General features: G+C 60.8%; 13 protein-coding genes. 10 read left to right on the plus strand and 3 right to left on the minus strand.

Annotation, left to right across the window (positions count from 1 at the left end):
* Positions 1 to 3 precede the first annotated feature (3 nt).
* Positions 4 to 1,209 (plus strand): MFS transporter, encoded by a 1,206-nt coding sequence (locus AC1DM5_RS21675; protein ID WP_477820323.1) that lies wholly within the window; start codon positions 4 to 6, stop codon positions 1,207 to 1,209.
* Between the two features lie 162 nt (positions 1,210 to 1,371).
* Here the strand turns inward: AC1DM5_RS21675 and pglB are convergent, their stop codons facing one another.
* Positions 1,372 to 2,670, minus strand: a complete 1,299-nt coding sequence (gene pglB, locus AC1DM5_RS21680; RefSeq protein WP_477820324.1) for a polygalacturonase PglB — start codon at positions 2,668 to 2,670, stop codon at positions 1,372 to 1,374.
* Between the two features lie 205 nt (positions 2,671 to 2,875).
* On the opposite strand from pglB, the gene AC1DM5_RS21685 reads away from it, so the two are divergent.
* The 3 genes from AC1DM5_RS21685 to AC1DM5_RS21695 are packed head-to-tail and all read left to right on the plus strand — an operon-like array spanning position 2,876 to position 5,882.
* Positions 2,876 to 4,117: an ABC transporter substrate-binding protein gene (locus tag AC1DM5_RS21685; protein ID WP_477820325.1), complete on the plus strand. Its 1,242-nt coding sequence runs from the start codon at positions 2,876 to 2,878 to the stop codon at positions 4,115 to 4,117.
* Positions 4,114 to 5,067 carry a carbohydrate ABC transporter permease gene (locus AC1DM5_RS21690; protein WP_477975560.1) on the plus strand — a complete coding sequence of 318 codons (954 nt, stop codon included), beginning with the start codon at positions 4,114 to 4,116 and terminating at the stop codon, positions 5,065 to 5,067. Before AC1DM5_RS21685 ends, AC1DM5_RS21690 begins: the two co-directional genes overlap by 4 nt.
* Complete coding sequence (locus AC1DM5_RS21695; protein ID WP_007814669.1) at positions 5,064 to 5,882, plus strand: carbohydrate ABC transporter permease; 819 nt, start codon at positions 5,064 to 5,066, stop codon at positions 5,880 to 5,882. The genes AC1DM5_RS21690 and AC1DM5_RS21695 overlap by 4 nt, the downstream gene beginning before the upstream one ends.
* 98 nt (positions 5,883 to 5,980) lie before the next feature.
* Here AC1DM5_RS21695 and AC1DM5_RS21700 read toward each other — a convergent pair whose 3' ends face one another.
* Both AC1DM5_RS21700 and AC1DM5_RS21705 read right to left on the minus strand, forming a co-directional pair.
* Positions 5,981 to 7,723 carry a GH116 family glycosyl hydrolase gene (locus AC1DM5_RS21700; RefSeq protein WP_477975562.1) on the minus strand — a complete coding sequence of 581 codons (1,743 nt, stop codon included), beginning with the start codon at positions 7,721 to 7,723 and terminating at the stop codon, positions 5,981 to 5,983.
* The gene (locus tag AC1DM5_RS21705) at positions 7,720 to 8,640 is read right to left on the minus strand and encodes an ROK family protein (protein ID WP_477975564.1); all 921 of its coding nucleotides are present in this window, start codon (positions 8,638 to 8,640) and stop codon (positions 7,720 to 7,722) included. Before AC1DM5_RS21705 ends, AC1DM5_RS21700 begins: the two co-directional genes overlap by 4 nt.
* Positions 8,641 to 8,880: 240 nt before the next feature.
* On the opposite strand from AC1DM5_RS21705, the gene AC1DM5_RS21710 reads away from it, so the two are divergent.
* The 6 genes from AC1DM5_RS21710 (at position 8,881) to AC1DM5_RS21735 (ending at position 16,774) form a co-directional block, all read left to right on the plus strand.
* The gene (locus AC1DM5_RS21710) at positions 8,881 to 10,083 is read left to right on the plus strand and encodes an ROK family protein (protein WP_477820329.1); all 1,203 of its coding nucleotides are present in this window, start codon (positions 8,881 to 8,883) and stop codon (positions 10,081 to 10,083) included.
* Positions 10,084 to 10,432: 349 nt separating this feature from the next.
* On the plus strand, positions 10,433 to 11,581 hold the full coding sequence (locus tag AC1DM5_RS21715; protein ID WP_477820330.1) for an ABC transporter ATP-binding protein: 1,149 nt from the start codon (positions 10,433 to 10,435) through the stop codon (positions 11,579 to 11,581).
* 346 nt (positions 11,582 to 11,927) lie between these two features.
* Positions 11,928 to 13,313, plus strand: a complete 1,386-nt coding sequence (locus AC1DM5_RS21720; protein ID WP_477820331.1) for an NADH:flavin oxidoreductase — start codon at positions 11,928 to 11,930, stop codon at positions 13,311 to 13,313.
* 34 nt (positions 13,314 to 13,347) lie between these two features.
* Positions 13,348 to 14,874 carry a c-type cytochrome gene (locus tag AC1DM5_RS21725; protein ID WP_477975566.1) on the plus strand — a complete coding sequence of 509 codons (1,527 nt, stop codon included), beginning with the start codon at positions 13,348 to 13,350 and terminating at the stop codon, positions 14,872 to 14,874.
* Positions 14,871 to 15,302: a hypothetical protein gene (locus AC1DM5_RS21730; protein ID WP_477820333.1), complete on the plus strand. Its 432-nt coding sequence runs from the start codon at positions 14,871 to 14,873 to the stop codon at positions 15,300 to 15,302. Before AC1DM5_RS21725 ends, AC1DM5_RS21730 begins: the two co-directional genes overlap by 4 nt.
* Positions 15,299 to 16,774 (plus strand): c-type cytochrome, encoded by a 1,476-nt coding sequence (locus AC1DM5_RS21735; protein WP_477975568.1) that lies wholly within the window; start codon positions 15,299 to 15,301, stop codon positions 16,772 to 16,774. Before AC1DM5_RS21730 ends, AC1DM5_RS21735 begins: the two co-directional genes overlap by 4 nt.
* Positions 16,775 to 16,786: the final 12 nt, after the last annotated feature.

A 16,786-nucleotide genomic window follows, 5' to 3' on the forward strand; every position in this document is an offset into this window, starting at 1 on the left:
CATATGAACATCAATCCCGAAGCCAATGGCTTCCACGCGAACGAGAAGGAGGCCGATCCGGCCTGGGCAGGCGTGGTATCGCTCTCGCTCGGCGTCTTCGGTCTCGTGACGGCCGAGTTTCTTCCAGCCAGCCTGCTTACGCCGATTTCACAAGATCTCCACGTCAGTATCGGTGCTGCCGGCCAGTCGGTCACGATGACCGCGGTCATCGGCGCGATCGCAGGCCCTGCAATTGTCATTGGCACCAGCCGATTTGACCGTCGTCTTACCTTGCTCGGATTGACAGCCCTGCTCGTTGTTTCCAGTCTCTTGGCAGCATTCTCTGATGGGCTCGCGACGCTTCTTGTTGCTCGTGGATTGCTCGGGATCGCGCTCGGCGGCTTCTGGGCCATGTCGCTGGCGCTCGCCATGCGGCTTGTTCCCGAGCGGTTAATGCCGCGGGCGATGGCGATCATCATGACCGGCGTATCCGTTGCAACGGTTTGCGCTGCACCTGTCGGCGCCTGGGTCGGAGAAGCCTATGGCTGGCGTTCTGCATTCGTCATCGCGGCTGCAGTCGGCGGCCTTGCCTTCATCGCTCAGCTCCTCACCCTGCCTGCGATGCCGTCGACCGGCGCCGCAGGATTGGGCACGATGGCCACGGTGCTGCGTCGCCCGGCAATCCGACTGGGCCTTCTGACCGTCTTGCTGGTGGTCGCCGGCCATTTCGCTGGTTTTACCTTCATTCGGCCTTTCCTCGAAACTGTGCCGCATTTTGGGGTTGAGGGGATATCTGTGGTTCTGCTGGCCTTCGGGATCGGCGGTTTTCTCGGCAATCTGTTCGGAGGCTTTGTTTCCGAGCGCAGCACGGCGCTGTCCATCGTCATCGCGGCCACCGGGATCGCTGCGACGACATTGGCGTTAGCGCTTGCCGGAAACCTTGCAAGCGTCGCGTTTGTCGCGACCGCGCTGTGGGGTTTTGCCTTCGGAGCCCTGCCGGTAAGCGTTCAGAGCTTCGTCACGCAGGCAGCATCCGATGAAGCGGAAAGCGCTGGTGCGTTGATGTTGACCACTTTCCAGGTCGCCATTTCGAGTGGGGCGGCCATTGGTGGTCTCATCGTCGAGGCGCAGGGGCTGGCAGGGGTGTTCGGCTTTGCAGCTATTGCCGCGCTTTGTGGATCCCTGGTGATTGGCATCCTGAGCAGAAGGGCGGTAGCGGTGGCGTCTTAAGGAAAGACCATCCGGAGCCGCTAACGCGCGAGAATAGCCACGATCAGGGCCGCCGGGGACCTGCGTTCCTCCTGACGGATGGAACAGTAAGGACGACGATCCCGGGACGGCTTCCCTCACATCATGCGCCAAATTGCTCTTGGTGTGACTGACCCCTATCGGTCACTCGATGCAAAGGGTTTCGGTGTTCCAGCCGTTTGGCAGAGGCTCCGGACGCCGGACTTCGATGTTGTCGAGCGTGAGGCCAGCGATATTGTGCGCAAAGAGCGCCGGCATGCCTGCCGGATAATCGATAAGGCCGACAATTTTTCCGTCCGCTCCCCGCAACCAGGCATTGCCACGACCCTCGTGGTCCTTGGGCGGGGAGAGATCGGCACTTGTGGGGCGCAGGTCATATTGCCTGGCTGTTCCCAGTAAGCCTTCCTCGATCGTCAACTGAATATTGCTGAGGCTCACTCCGGCAATCCCACCGTTTCTCGCCGCAAAGAGATTGATCGGACCCTGGCAGCGCCCCGTCACGTTCTCGACGCGGACATTGGTGACGACGCCAGCCGGTATCTCCGGCCGGCGATCGAGCTGGGTAATTGTGAGCGGCTCACCCGAGCCCCAGAAACCGTCGGGCGTTTCATGGCAATCGATCTCTATGTCCGAGAAGGCGACGTCTTCGATCACTCCGCCGTCACGCGAGAAAATGCCGAGGGCGCGATTGGAATCTTGGACCTTGCAACGCGTGAAGGCGACGTCGCGGATGTCACCAAAACTCTCCGTGCCGATCTTCAATGCACAACTGTTGCTCTCGACGAGGCAGTCCGAAACCTCGATTTCCACGCAGCGTGCGATGCCCTTTTCGCTTCGGCTGGTCTTGAGGCAGACGCCGTCGTCCGCCGTTTTGATGATGACGCGGCGCACTGCGACCTTTGCGCAGCTGTCGATGACGATCCCATCCGTATTCGGGAGTTGTCGGTTGTTGAATACCGCTATGCCCTCGACGATCACGTCACGGCAGCGCACCAGGTGGACCGTCCACATCGGCGAATCTTCGATGACAAAGCCTTCCAGCCTGATCTTGCTGCAGTCTTCGAACACCAGGACCCTCGGCCGCTGTTCGCTCGGCGTGTAGGTGCCGACGGTCTCGTCGAAGCCGGTGCTGAAGGCGCCGCCTGAAGCAAGGATCTTGCCTTCGCCGACGATCGCGACGTCATGGGCCTCCTGCGCGACGATATAGGCGCGATCGGATCCCTCGGCGATTACGCTCACCGAATTTCCGGCATAGAGCGCGTAGTCGGGGACGAACTCTAGCGTGGCACCCGGCCCGATTGACAGCGTAATACCGCTGAACAGGCGGATGGGTCCCGTAATGTGCCTGCCCGCCTGCAGGAGAAGTGTTCCTCCACCGGCGCTAACCAGCCTGTCGATAGATTGCTGCAGGTCAGCGCCATTCGGCTCGAGTGAAATATCCATTGCTTCTCCTCTGGCTCTCGGGATGATTAAGCTACGCCATTTTATTCGTCAACAGGACGAACTAATTGATGCGGTCAATCTTGTTTGTGTTGACACCACCGAAAACTCGTATTTAATTCGTCATGGTTACGAACAAACGATCGGCCAAAGGGAGATTTGGAGGCCGGTTGTTGCCAGAGTTTGAGGAGCAAAGAAGGGGAACCCTATGAAACCGCTCAAGACATTGATTATGACGGCAAGCGCCCTGGCGATGACGATTTCGCTTGCGGCAGCATCCGAACTGAAGATCGTCTGGTATGTCGACAACGATCAGGAAGAGGCGAACACGCGCGCCTTGCTCGATCAGTACACGAAACTGCACCCGGACACGACCTTCGACCTTGAGATCACCCCTTATGACGGGATGGTCCAGAAATTCCAGCAATATGCGGCCTCCGGCATCATGCCGGATTTGTCGCTTACTTCGTCGATGGAGCCGGTTATCCGTCCGTTCCTCGTCGATCTCAACAAGGAGATCGGCCCCGAATGGATCAACGACTTCGTCAAGGGCTGGGGCGATGGCGCCAAGCTCGACGACAAGGTTATCGCCGCGCCGTTGCGCGTAACCTCGACGGGCGTCTTCCTGAACGTCGATGCCTTCAAGAAGGCCGGCATTGCCATCCCGGACCACGCGACCGGTTGGACCTGGGATGAATTCGTTCCGAAGATCAAGGAAGTCGCCGAAAAGTCGGGTACACGCTATCCGCTTGTCTGGGACGTTTCGGCAAGCCGCTGGATCGTTCACGAGTATCAGTACGGAAATCACATCTACACCGAAAAAGAACCTGTGAAGGTCGTCATGGACGAGGCAGCGTGGACGAGCGCGCTCGACAAGTTCATCGACATCACGAAGGCTGCGATGCCGCCCGGGCTCTGGTCCGGCGCGAGCTCGGACAATCCGAAGGAAATCTTCACAGCCGGTCAGGCCGTAGCCTATATGTCGGGAAGCTGGCAAATCGCCGGACTGGCGGACAACGCGCATTTTGCGTGGCAGGCTGGTCCAACGCCGCGGGGTACCGTCGCGTCGTCGATCTACGGAGGCGACTATATCGTGGCCTTCAACACGAGCCAGCATCTTCCCGAAGCGATCGATTTCATCAAATGGGTCACCTCGCCGGATATCCAGGCACAGTATGCCAAGACCTTCGGCATGATCCCGGCCAACCTGAAGGCGGCAGCCGTCAAGTACGATAATCCGGCCGCGACCGATGCGATCAAGGCAATGCAGGCCGAGTTGAACGCCAGCCCTGCTTACGCTGCGACCGACCAGGCCTGGCCGCAGATGCAGGCTGTTTGGGGTACCGTGAAGACAGCCGTCACGCAGGCTGTTGCCGGTCAGATCTCCTCTGCCGAGGCCATTTCGCAGATCAAGAAGGCTGCCGATGCCTCGCTTGAGGCTGGCAAGTGACGACGGACATACTGGAAGACAGCCGTTCGGCACTGGGTCCCCACCCAGTGCCGAAAGGTCTGCGAGGCAGCCTGGCAAGCCTCGGTTGGCCCTACCTGCTCATGGCGCCGACAATGGCGCTCCTCGTCACCTTCACCCTCTACCCGCTGGTCCAGGGCCTCTTCATGGCCTTTTTCAAGCGGGGTGTGGTCGTCGTTCCGCAGGTGCCTAACACCTTGCCGCAATATGTCGGCCTGGATAACTTTATCGGGCTCCTGAGCAATGCCGATTTTCAGGTTTCATTGCTCAAGACGGTTCTTTTCGTCGTCGTCGCGGTTCCGCTGAACATCGTCGTCTCGTTGGCGCTGGCTCTCCTGCTGGCGCCACAGACCAGGCTGTTTGCCGTCGTACGCACAATCGTCTTCTTTCCGTCCATGATCAGCCTGCTGATCATCGGCGTCGCCTGGCGGTGGCTGTTCGGCCTCAACAACGGCCTCGTCAATTACCTGCTCTCGCTGACTGGTATCGCTCCGATCCCGTGGCTGGAGCAGGACACGATGGCTCAGATCGCCGTCATCATAGCCTGGGTGTGGGCGCAAGCCGGTTTCAACATGATGATCTTCATTGCGGGCCTGACTGCGATTTCCACTGATTACTACGAGGCGGCCTCGATCGACGGCACCAGCAAGTGGCGGCAGTTCACCCATATCACCTTGCCGCTCCTCAAGCCGACGCTCGCCGTCGTCCTGGTCCTGTCCTCGATCGAGGCCTTCAAGGTCTACGAACTCGTCGTATCCCTGACGGGTGGCGGTCCGGGCAAGGCGACGGTCTACCTCATACAGACGATCTACGACACTGCGTTCCAGAAACCGATGCAGGCTGGCGTTGCGGCCGCCCAATCCATGGTGCTGTTCATCATCCTGCTGTTCCTCACGATCTTCCAGTTGCGCATATCGCGGAGCGAGAAATGACACGCATCTACTCTCCCTGGCGACTGGCCTTTGTCGTGCTGACACTGTTCGTCTTCCTGATGCCGCCGATCTGGCTCTTCCTGTCTTCGTTGAAATCACAACAGGAGATCTTCCAGTGGCCGCCGACCATTTTGCCGGCGCAACCGACGTTGCAGAACTTCATCGATACGGTGTCGCGCGCGAAGTTCCTCATCTTCTTCCGTAATTCGGCCATTGTCTCCGTGCTCTCGGCGCTGCTGTCCGTCACCATCAGCGTCATGGCTGGCTACGCGCTTGCGAAGTTTCGGTTTAAAGGAGACACGCTCTTCTTCCTGCTCATCATGTCGTCGTTGATGGTGCCGCTGCAGATCATCATGATCCCGGTCTTTCTGGTGCTGCGGGATCTCAATCTTCTCGATACGCTGGCAGGCATCATCATCGCGCCGGCGGCAACCCCGACCGGGGTCTTCCTCATGCGCCAATACATCACCAACATTCCTGACAGCCTTCTAGAGGCGGCACGTCTCGATGGTACGCCTGAATGGCGGATCCTGTGGCGGATCATCGTTCCGCTTGCCATACCTGCAATCGGCACGCTGCTCGCCTTCAATCTCGTATGGCGCTGGAACGACTATCTTTGGCCTTTCCTGATCATCAGCGACCAGGACAAGTGGACGGTTCAGGTCGCGCTGGCCAATACGGTGGGGCGCTTCGGTATCAACTGGCCCAGGCTGCTGTCGATGTCCGTGCTTTCGGTGCTGCCCGTGCTCGTCATGTTTACAGCCCTGCAGCGCATGTTGATGAACGGCCTGATGGCGGGCGCAACGAAGGAATAGTGCTGCAACATGTCATGCAAAAAGGGCCGCCTTTCCGGCGGCCCTTTTTGCATTTGCTCTTTCAAAAGCCGCCTCGGTGGCGACCGGTCGCAAAACCTCTAGCGGATCGCCGCCGGCAGTTTGTCCTTGTGGGCGAGGGCTGCGGCGGCCGGCATGCTGCTCCATCCCTGAAGCAGCGAACCACGCCCCCAGGGTGGCGAGAAATATTCGACGGCACCCATCCAGCCCTCTTCGAGGCAGGTCTTCCACCAGCGCAGGAGCGGGTAGTCCGCGCCGTCCAGGCCGTAGGCAAGCCGTTGCTCGGCATAGAGGCCCGAAAGATAGGGCCAGTCCGAGCCATTGTGGTAGCGATACGCGAAATAGGACTTCTCACGCGTATCCTTGGGGCGCTTGAACGGCGGATAGGCGCAAAGCACGCCCCAGTCGCCATAAGGCTGGCCATCGTTGTTGCGACTTTCCAGGATCTCCTGGACCTTGGCGAGAACGCTTTTCGCTCGCTCGGGAGAAACCGCCTTGAAGCGAAGCAGCGTCAGGCTGTCCAGCGTCAGGTGGTCTTCGACGAAATCTGTCTTTGTCCCGTAGTCCGCATAAGTGCCACCCGGTTGCAGAAGTGCCTCGTCCAGCGAAGCGCGCGCCTTTTGCGCCACGGCTGCCGCCTTCGATGCAACGGCTTTGTCGAGCGAGGCGCCGTGCTGGGCGATGACGTCGAGGGCACCGATCCACAGGCCGAGATCATAGGCCACGTAACCGTGGCGGTAGACATTGTCGGCCCAATCGCGGTCGTGCCGCGGCTTGGTCGGCAAGCCGGTTCCCGTCTCGTCGAAGCTGCAGTAGCGATTGAAGATCGCCATCACCTTGTCCCAGTACAGGGACAGCGGTGAGCCGTCGCCGGTCGTATTGACATAGTCGCCGATCGTCAGAATGAAGAAGAGCGGGCTGTCGAAGTGGTCGCTCCACCAGTCGCCGGGCCGTAGGTGCTCCTCCTTGATCCGTGGATCAGTCAGACGCACCTTTTCCCATTCCTCGGCCTGCCCTGGTCCCGTGAGGATGACGCCGCTTGGCGCCTCGCCGTTTTCCTGCACACCCCGCGCAAGAAGATCGATCTGGGCGCGGACGGCCTCCGGTTCCCGATCCAGGAGAGCCTGGAGCGTCCAATAGCCGTCACGGTAATAGGTGCGAGCCGGCGCGCTGTAGGCCTGGCCGGCGGCGAGGCCGGCAAAGGCGCCATGCTCGTCCCGCCTTATGCTGGAAAGAGCGGCATGCAGGCTCTGCGAGATCATGCTGCGCATCAGGGCAGGCGCCTCCGGCATCGCATCGCAACGCGTGACATAGGCATTGGCCTCGGCAATCAGTTTCGTCTGGTCGAGCTCGAGCGCTGCAAGCGCTTCCTCGATCGTCGCGCCGGCGGTCACGAAAATGCCGTCCGGCCTCTGCTCCGCAATGGCGATGCCCCAACCGGTGCGGGCAATGCGGCGACCCTCTTGCCGTTCGATCGGTTCGCGCTTCGCCATTGTGCCCCACCAGGCACAGCGCCGGGCAGGGATGAAGGTCCGCAGCTTTGCGCCCTTCAAGAAGAGCGCAGGCACCGACTGCGCCACGTAAAGCCCTCCGCCATGCGCTTCCACCCGGTTCGGGGCATAGGTGAAAGGGGCGCTCCAGCCGGTGAACGTCAGATTGACCAGCTTGCCGGCGCCCCATAGCGAAAGCTCAATCCTGCCTTCCGGCCGACAATCGCCCTGCAGGCGCGGAGCCATGAACGGGACAAGCACCGGTGTCGTAGAACGAAGCTGTCCGTCATCAAGTGGTATCAGAACTTGCGGTTTTGCTGGTGCGGCGCTCATTGGATGGCTTCCTGTTTTCCTGCATTCTCAGTTGCCGCAAGATCGGTCAGGCCAAGCATAAGCGCCCCGAGCATGCCAGCTTCAGGGCCAATCCCGGTTGCCTCCATCCGTGTCTCAAACGGCAGCAGCGTCGACATGTGACGCCTGACGGCCTCGACAAACTCGCAGCGCGACCCGATGCCCCCACCCAGCACGATGAGAGCGGGGTCGAAGAGGGCTTGCACGGAGGCCAGGCCGACCGACGCTGATTTTGCGAGCGTCTCGATGGCCGCGACAGCGTCCTCGTCTCCGGCAGCAGCGCGAGCGAATATCTCGGCGACCGACAGCGTGCCATCGCCATACAGGCTGCGCACCGCAGGCGAATCAACCTGATCCTCGAAGAGACCAGCGCGGGCCTGCGGCGCCGCCTGATGAGGATTGGGGCCTAGCGGCAGAAAACCCAATTCGCCTGCCCGCCCATGCTGGCCGCGGAAGAGCGTTCCACCGATGACCAGCCCCATGCCGACACCGGTTCCGAAAGCGATAAATGCAAGCGAGTCCTGATCCTGTCCTTTGCCGAGAGTGGCCTCGGCGAAAGCTGCGAGATTGACGTCGTTCTCGACCACGACGGGGCATGGCAGGGCTCGTGCGAGCAGCGCGGCGAGCGGCTGGTCGGCAGGAATTGCCAAGTGAGGGGAAAGTGACGCAAGCCCCGTCAACGGCGATACCGCACCCGGTACGCCGACAACAGCCTTGCGCAACGGGCCTCGATCGCGATTGTCCTGCACTAGGGACAAAATCATCCGTGGAATTTGCCGCAATACAGGGGCTCCCGCGCCGTGTTCGGTCGGCTCTTCGGCCTTTGCCACAATACGCCCCTGCAGATCGGCAAGTCCCACCAGGACCTTGGTACCGCCGAGGTCAACACCGGCGACCATGCCTTGAGATCCGCCCGCTTCGTCCGAACGATGGACGCTGTTCGCCTGTCGCAAGCCAGACGCAATGGTTGAAATATTTGACAAATGCAGTCCTTTTGCGATATTTGTTCGGCAGGTTGACGAATTTATTATGGCCGCGCCCGCGAACTGTCAACAAGCTGTTTGAAATCGGGGGGCTTTCATGGAAAAAGCAAAACACCGGTGCAACGATGAAGACGGATCTGGCGGGGTAGCTCGACGATGGTATTGACCGAAAACGCGCCTCCCGTGCTGCGACAGATCTCCGTGCGCGCGGTCATGGACGTGCTGCTCCATGCCGGACCCACCTCGCGAGCCGAGCTTTCAAAGATCACCGGCCTTTCGAAGCAGACGATGTCCGAGGTCATCAGGGCGCTGGAAGAAGGTGGCTGGGTTCGGGAAAAAGGCGTCACGAGCGGTCGCATCGGCCGCACTGCCATTACTTATGAGGTCAATGGCGATGCCGGCTATGCTGTCGGTATCGACATGGGCGCAACGACGACGCGCATCGTGCTTGGTAATATCGTCGGAAGCGTTGTCGGCGAAGTCGACTATCCGTCCGACCGCCGCGGCGGCTATCATCTGATCGATCAAGCCGAGGCAATGCTGTCCAAGATGCTGTTGCAGCTGGGGATAGCCAGGGAGTTCCTCCTCGTGGCGGCGATAGCCACGCCAGGGGTTGTCGATCCTGCGACGGGTGCGCTCTCGATGGCGCCGAATCTTGCCGATATCGCCGGCATTGATATCGGCAGGACGCTCAGCCAGAGGCTCGGCTGTCCCGTCGTCCTGGAAAACGATGTCAACGCAGCCGTTATCGGCGAGTCCTGGCAGGGATGCGCGACCGCAATCGATACCGTGGCGTTCATTTCGCTCGGGACGGGTATCGGGCTCGGCGTGCTCCAGGACGGCAAGCTGATGCGTGGCGCAAACGGAGCGGGCGGTGAGATTTCCTACATGCCGTTCGGTGCCGATCCATACACGAAGGACAGTCTTGAAAGGGGCGCGCTGGAATGCGCGATCGCGGCTCGGGGAATTAGTGAGCTCTACGAGCGTTCGGGGGGGGAGAAGGACACCTCGGTCCGGGACATCCTGGAACTTGCCGAAAAGAACGACCCGATCGCGGTCGAGGTGATCGGCAAGGTGTCGGACATTGCCGCGCTGCTTGTCGTGTCCGTCAACGCGATCGTCGATCCGAAGATCGTCGTTCTCGGCGGCAGTATCGGTCGCCACCCCCTGATAGCCGAAGGCGTTCGGCGAGGTATCGTGAAAGCGAGCCGCCGTGCGATCGATGTCGAGGCAAGTGTTCTTGGCGGTCGGGCAACGCTGGTCGGGGCCCTCGCGATCGGACTGAACCACGTTCATAATCTGCTTTTTTCTCCCCAGACCTTGCCGGAGCAGCGGCGCTTGCCGCCGCCGCCGCTTTGATTGTCATGCAGATCCCCCGTGCCATACGACAATGGTCGCGGTACCGGAGTGGCCAGGCGCAATGACGGTCCCGCCACCGATAACGGTGACGGCGGCTGCACATCGCCAAAGGCCAGATAGCCGAGAAGAATGACCGCCAAGACCCGGGCAGGGGCACGCCGCCCAGAATGGGGTTTATTGAAAATCCTGTCTGCAGGCGGGAGGAAACTGATGGTCGCTAATAGAAAAATACGTTCGTCATCTTGACGAACTAATTGCTTCCACGCAGACTGAGCCGAGATATGAGGAGATCCGATTGCCTCGGTGTGGCTGCGGCCGCCTCCGGAAGAAACGTCAAAGGAATGGATTCATGGCCGGTCTCAAATTGAACGATGTCAGGAAGAGCTTCGGCCATCATTCGATTCTCCATGGTGTCGATCTCGATGTGGGTGAGGGCGAATTCGTCGTGTTGGTCGGCCCTTCAGGGTGTGGCAAGTCGACATTGCTTCGCCTGATCGCCGGCCTGGAAGGTGTGAGCGCCGGAAAGATCATCATTGGCGACGATGACGTGACGGCGTCGCCTCCGGGGGATCGGGGGATCGCGATGGTGTTTCAGTCCTATGCGTTGTACCCGCATATGACCGTTGCCAAGAATCTGTCCTTCGGCCTCGAAAACCTCACGATGAGCCGGGCCGAAATCGATCGGCGTGTGATGGAGGCGGCAAGAATGCTCGCGATCGAGCCTCTCCTCGATCGACGCCCGAAACAGCTCTCGGGGGGGCAGCGGCAACGCGTGGCGATCGGTCGTGCGATTGTCAGGAACCCCAAGCTCTTCCTGTTTGATGAACCGCTGTCCAATCTGGATGCCGCACTTCGCGTGCAGACACGAGGCGAGATCAGTCGCCTCCACAAGCGGCTTGGCGCCACTATGATCTATGTGACGCATGATCAGGTCGAGGCCATGACGATGGCGGACCGCATCGTCGTCCTCAATGCCGGACGCGTCGAGCAGGTCGGCACTCCTTTGGAGCTGTTCGAGGCCCCGGCCAACAAGTTTGTCGCCGGCTTCATCGGCTCGCCGCAGATGAACTTCTTCGATGGAATGCTTGCCGGGACCGGTCCTGGTCATGTTGTTGTCGACGTACCGGGCTTCGGCCGCCTGGACATTCCGGCGCAACTGGGGGATGCGACCGTCGGCGAACCCGTGGTCCTCGGTGTCCGGCCGAGCCATTTCGAACTCGCCAGGGGCAATGGCGCCGACGGTTATCCGATCCGCTTCGAAGTCGATTACGCCGAAAGCATCGGCACGGATACCTATGTATATGGCGTGGTGGAGGGCAGCGGGACTGCAACGATCGTCCACCTGCCTGATCATGTGGCGATCAAGGACCGTGCAACCCTGCAACTTGCGGTCCGGCCCGCGCGCCTTCATCTCTTTCGAACCAAGACCGGCAGTTCCATCACAAAACCGCCTGTCGGCGCCGCGGCTCTCGTTCATGCCGGCGATGTCGAGGCGTAAAGCGTCCCGCCGTTCCTGTGGCTGCGCCGATGAAGCGACCGGCGGGTCGTTGCAATTCTATCCTCACGGGGATCGGCGATTGACCGCTCCGATGAACCTATAAATTGCTGGGGCCATTGTGGCGATGCTCGCCGCCCTGCTGATCATCACAAACATCAGCGGGTTTGTGTGCCCTGATGGTTGCATGCGACTTGCCACGTAAAGCGGCGCATGGCCCCGAAATTCGTTTGCAAACCACATTAAATTGCATTAGCTTTCAATACACTAGAAAGTTATAACTTTAGCATTGCATTTCGGCTTTTACTTCCTCTTCCGTCGCCTCGGCACGTCAATCGGATAGGCCTTCATGCATCCAGACAGTCAATACATCCACGCCGACAATGCGGCGCTCATTTTCGATGAGCTGAAGTTTCGATCGCTGACGGTGAAGAACCGTCTTTTCCGATCCAATATATCCGGCCAGTTCGACGACTATAACGGTCACGGCGGGAATGCCCGGCTGAACTGGGAGGAGAAGTTCGCGCGCGGCGGGATCGGCTGCATCATTTCCTCCTTTACGCCGGTCTCCGTGCGTGGCCGCATCCTCGTGCGTTATGCGATGATCGACGACGACGATAAGATCCCCTTTTGGCGGGAAGTCGGCCGCCGCGTCCACGGCCATGACTGTCGGTTCATCATGCAGCTCAGCCATTCTGGCCGCCAGCAGGACATGGGCGGCGTCGAGAACCTGTTCAACAAGGGCCTGAGTTCGACCGATAAGAGCGACTACTTCCATGGGCTGCTCGCCCAGGCGATGACGAAACCCGAAATCGCGGAAGTGGTGGAGCAGTTCGCGCAAGGGGCGCGGCGCGCCCGGGAGGCGGGGCTCGACGGCGTCGAGCTTCACGGCGCCAACGGCTATCTGCTGACGCAGTTCCTGAGTTCCGGCATCAATGACCGGACGGATGAATATGGCGGCGGCTGGGAGGGCAGGGCGCGTTTCGTGCTCGAGATCGTCAGGGCGATCCGCCGCGAGGTAGGCCAGGACTTCCATCTGCAGATGAAGATCAACGGCGTCGACCACAATGACTGGCTCTATCCCTGGATCAAGAAGGGCAACACGCTCGACGAGACGGTCAAGATTTGCACGATGCTGCTCGACGGCGGCAAGGGCGTCGACTCCTTCCATGTTTCGAGCGGCTCGACCTTTCCGCATCCACGCAATCCGGCCGGAGACCTGCCGCTGAACGATCTCCATCGCTGGTACGACGGCATGCTCTCGCAGGGCACGCGTGCGCCGATGAATTATGCGATCTTTTCCAATCCCCTGCTGGGGCGCGCCTTCCAGGCGCTCTGGCGCTGGCGCAGGGGCAAGGTCATCGAGGGCATCAATCTCGATTATGCGCGCGCGGTTTCCGAAGCGATCGGCAAGATCGATCCCGAGATCAAGGTGCTCTGTACAGGCGGGTTCCAGCATGCCGACAGGATCGCCGAGGCCATCCGCTCGAAAGCCTGCGACGGCGTCACCATGGCCCGCCCGCTGATCGCCAACAACGATCTGCCGAAGATCCTCGCCGAGGCCAACGGCCCGGAGAAGGAATGCACCTATTGCAACAAGTGTCTGCTCAACGATCTCGAAAACCCACTCGGCTGTTACGATCTCAGCCGGTTTGACGGAGCGAGCTTCGAGGATCGCTACGGCAAGATGATCAAGCAGGTCATGTCGGTTTTCGAGCCGCCGACCTTCCATTGACACGCGCCATCACCCGCGCATTCGGAGTGGACCTATGAGCAGCGACAACGACCGCAAGACGCCCGTCGAGATCGCCGTCGCCCGCCATCGCCGCTGGTGGTTGGCGATCGTCGTGCTGCTGTTGCTCGCGCTCGTCTATTACCTGGTGTTCGTCAACCAGTATGTCGTCGCCTTCAAAAGCCAGAGCGAGCATTTCATGCACGGCTCGATCGGCAGCGAGACGGCGACGGGACCGCCTTACTGGGTCTTCAAGGCCTTGCCGGTCATGTATGCCGACAAGCTCGGGCCGGAAGGCTGGGGCCGCTTCGGCTTCCTCTACGAAAAGCCGGGCGACGACCTTCCGATCGGGGTGTCGCGCCGCGTGGTCTCAGGCGTCGAGCGGGTCTGGCTCAACTGTTCCGTCTGCCATGTCGGCACCTATCATCTTTCTGGCGACGCGGTTCGCCATCTCATCCCCGGCGCACCTTCCAATAATCTGCGCCTGCAGGAATTCATTCGCTTCTTCATCGATGTCGGCCGCGATCCCGGTTTTACCGCGGATGCGCTGATTGCGACGATCGATAGCCCCAAGGTTGGTGGCGATCTCAATGTCTTCGAGCGGCTGGTCTATCGCTACGTGGTCTTCCCACGGGTCAAGAACGCCTTTCTCGATCTCGGCACCCAGCTCGATTTCGTCAAGCGTCAGGAGGATTGGGGGCCGGGCCGCGTGGACACGTTCAATCCCTACAAGGCGCTGCAGTTCAACTTTCCCATGGACGAGGCCCATATCAGCGGTGCTGCGCTGAACGGCTCTTCCGACTATCCCGCCATCTGGCGCCAACGCCCGCGTGAGGGCATGAACCTCCATTGGGACGGCAACAATGATTCCGTGGCCGAACGAAACCTGAGCGCCGCACTCGGCGCCGGCGTGACGCCCGTGACGGTCGACCGGGCGTCGATCGCGCGCATCGAGGACTGGATGTGGGATCTGCCTTCGCCGCCGTTCCCCATCGCTGCCAAGATCGATCAGGCGAAGGCGGCAGAGGGCAAGACGCTGTTCCTGCACTATTGCGCCGATTGCCACGGCTTCAAGGATGCGAAGGACTACAACTACGACAGGCAGCGTTTCACGCGCCTCGGCAAGACGGTTCCGCTCGCCGATATCGGCACCGATGCGGGACGCTGGACCTCCTATACGGCAAATTTCGCCGCCGAGCAGAACCTGCTCTATGCCGGTTATCCCTGGCGCTTCAGCCGCTTCCACAAGACGGACGGCTATGCCAATCACCCGCTCGACGGCATCTGGGCGCGCTCGCCCTATCTGCACAACGGCTCGGTGCCGACCTTGCGCGATCTGCTTGAACCGAGCGCCAAGCGGCCGTCCGTCTGGTTCCGCGGCAGCGACGAGTTCGATCTCGCCAAAGTGGGCTATCGGTCGGATCAGTCTGCCGGCGGCGATCTCTTTCGCTACGACACGACGCGGCCCGGAAATGGCAATGCCGGCCACGAAGGATATCGCTACGGTACGGAGTTGCCGGCGGCGGCAAAAGACGCCCTCGTCGAATATATGAAGACGCTATGACCCAGTCGCGATCGCTCAGCAAATGGAAGACACGGCATGCGGTCCTCGTCTGGATCGGCATCCTTTTGAACTTCGCCTTCGTCCTGCCGCTCATCTTCTGTCCGGAATGGATCCTCAGCCTCTTCGGCATCACCGTCAACCAGCTGATCTGGCCGCGATTTGCCGGACTGCTGCTCGGGATCCTGTCGATCTTCTACATTCCGGCGACGCTCGATATCGACCGTTACCGCGTCTTCGCCTGGCTCGCGGTCTTCCCTTCCCGCACGCTCGGCACGGTTTTCTTCTTTCTCGCCGTCTTCGTCTTTGACCAGCCGATCGGCTATCTCGCCGGCGTCTTCCTCGACGGGTCGGTCGGCATTGCGACGCTTTTCTGTCTCCTGCGCATCCTGCGGCTCGAACAGAACATCGCCGAAGGGAGACAGGCATGAGGCGCGTCTTCTGGAAATGGCTTTTCGCCGTTCTGATCCTGCTCGTCTTCGGCGCTTTTGCGCTGTTCTTCCTGCTCTTCCGGCCGGTCGCCCAGCCGAGGACGAACGATCTGGCGGAAGTCTTCAATCACGGCTCGATCGGCAATGAAGAGGCGCAGGGAATTCCCTACTGGATCTGGCGCGTCCTGCCGCAGCTCTTTCCCGAACATCTGCCCGCAAACGCGGACGGTTATGGCGCCTTCGGCCTCTACTGGCGCGCCGGCGACGAGGTTCCGGTTGGCCTGTCGGTCAAGACGCTCGGCGTCATAGAGCGCGTTGCGCCGAACTGCGCCTTCTGCCACCAGGGCAGCTATCGGCTCCATGCCGCCGAGCCGGCGCGGCTGGTCGAGGCGGGCCCAGGAACGAGGGTCAATCCGCAGGCCTATATCCGCTTCCTGATCGATGTCGGCGCCGATCCGCGGTTTACCGCCGACCGGGTGATGACGGAGATCGGCAGGATCTATGACATGCCGGTCTGGGAGCGGGCGCTCTATCGCTTCGTCCTGGTGCCGGCGACCCGTGCAGCCCTCCAGGAACAGGGGCGGCAGTTTGCCTGGATGAAGGATCGGCCGGACTGGGGGCCAGGCCGGATCGATCCTTTCAATCCGGTCAAGTTCCAGAACCTCCAACTTGCCGATGACCACACGATCGGTAATTCCGACATGATGCCCCTGTGGTCGCTTGCCGACCTCGCCGCCACCAATACGCGCCGCTTCTCGCTCCATTGGGACGGATTGCAGACCGATCTCTACGAGACGGTGGTCTCGGGCGCGATCGGCGACGGCATGACCTACAAATCCTATGGGGGAAGCGAAGAGGGTCTTCGCCGCATTATGGATTTCATCCGCCTGCAGGGGCCGCCGCCGTCACCGTTTTCTCCCCTCAAGCCGGCAGGCGATCCCTATCATGTCGATGCGGCGGCAGTCGACGCCGGCCGTGCGATCTATGCCGCGCAATGCGCCGTCTGCCACGATGCCAAGGGCGCACGCTACCGGACGCCGATCCCGATCGTCGAGCTCGGCACGGACCGCCATCGCCTCGATATGTGGACATCAGCAGCCCGCGATCGTTATGCGGCCTATGAGCCGCGCTATGCCTGGGGTTTTGCCAATTTCCAGAAGACCGACGGTTATGTCGCCACCGGCCTTGGTGGCCTGTGGCTGCGCGGTCCCTACCTGCATAATGGCAGCGTCCCGACATTGCGCGCCCTGCTGCTTCCGCCTGCCGAGCGGCCGGGGCAGTTTTACCGCGGCTCCGATCTTGTGGATGCCGACAATGGCGGCTTCGTGAGCATGCCGGATAAGCCGGGGGAGCAATACGGCACGCTCTACGATACCGGCCTTCCGGGCAACGGCAATAGCGGTCATCTCTGGGGCACGGATCTGCCTGCGGAGGCGAAGGAGCAACTGCTTTCCTATCTCAAGACACTTTGACCATCAGGAGGG

The organism is Rhizobium sp. 01T437 (assembly GCF_056398505.1).

Excerpts from the sequence above, each read along its gene's own strand:
- AC1DM5_RS21675 (WP_477820323.1), top strand. The coding sequence starts at position 4 with ATGAACATCAATCCCGAAGCCAATGGCTTCCACGCGAACGAGAAGGAG.
- pglB (WP_477820324.1), bottom strand. The coding sequence starts at position 2,670 with ATGGATATTTCACTCGAGCCGAATGGCGCTGACCTGCAGCAATCTATC.
- AC1DM5_RS21685 (WP_477820325.1), top strand. The coding sequence starts at position 2,876 with ATGAAACCGCTCAAGACATTGATTATGACGGCAAGCGCCCTGGCGATG.
- AC1DM5_RS21695 (WP_007814669.1), top strand. The coding sequence starts at position 5,064 with ATGACACGCATCTACTCTCCCTGGCGACTGGCCTTTGTCGTGCTGACA.
- AC1DM5_RS21700 (WP_477975562.1), bottom strand. The coding sequence starts at position 7,723 with ATGAGCGCCGCACCAGCAAAACCGCAAGTTCTGATACCACTTGATGAC.
- AC1DM5_RS21705 (WP_477975564.1), bottom strand. The coding sequence starts at position 8,640 with ATGGTCGCCGGTGTTGACCTCGGCGGTACCAAGGTCCTGGTGGGACTT.
- AC1DM5_RS21710 (WP_477820329.1), top strand. The coding sequence starts at position 8,881 with ATGGTATTGACCGAAAACGCGCCTCCCGTGCTGCGACAGATCTCCGTG.
- AC1DM5_RS21715 (WP_477820330.1), top strand. The coding sequence starts at position 10,433 with ATGGCCGGTCTCAAATTGAACGATGTCAGGAAGAGCTTCGGCCATCAT.
- AC1DM5_RS21720 (WP_477820331.1), top strand. The coding sequence starts at position 11,928 with ATGCATCCAGACAGTCAATACATCCACGCCGACAATGCGGCGCTCATT.
- AC1DM5_RS21725 (WP_477975566.1), top strand. The coding sequence starts at position 13,348 with ATGAGCAGCGACAACGACCGCAAGACGCCCGTCGAGATCGCCGTCGCC.
- AC1DM5_RS21730 (WP_477820333.1), top strand. The coding sequence starts at position 14,871 with ATGACCCAGTCGCGATCGCTCAGCAAATGGAAGACACGGCATGCGGTC.
- AC1DM5_RS21735 (WP_477975568.1), top strand. The coding sequence starts at position 15,299 with ATGAGGCGCGTCTTCTGGAAATGGCTTTTCGCCGTTCTGATCCTGCTC.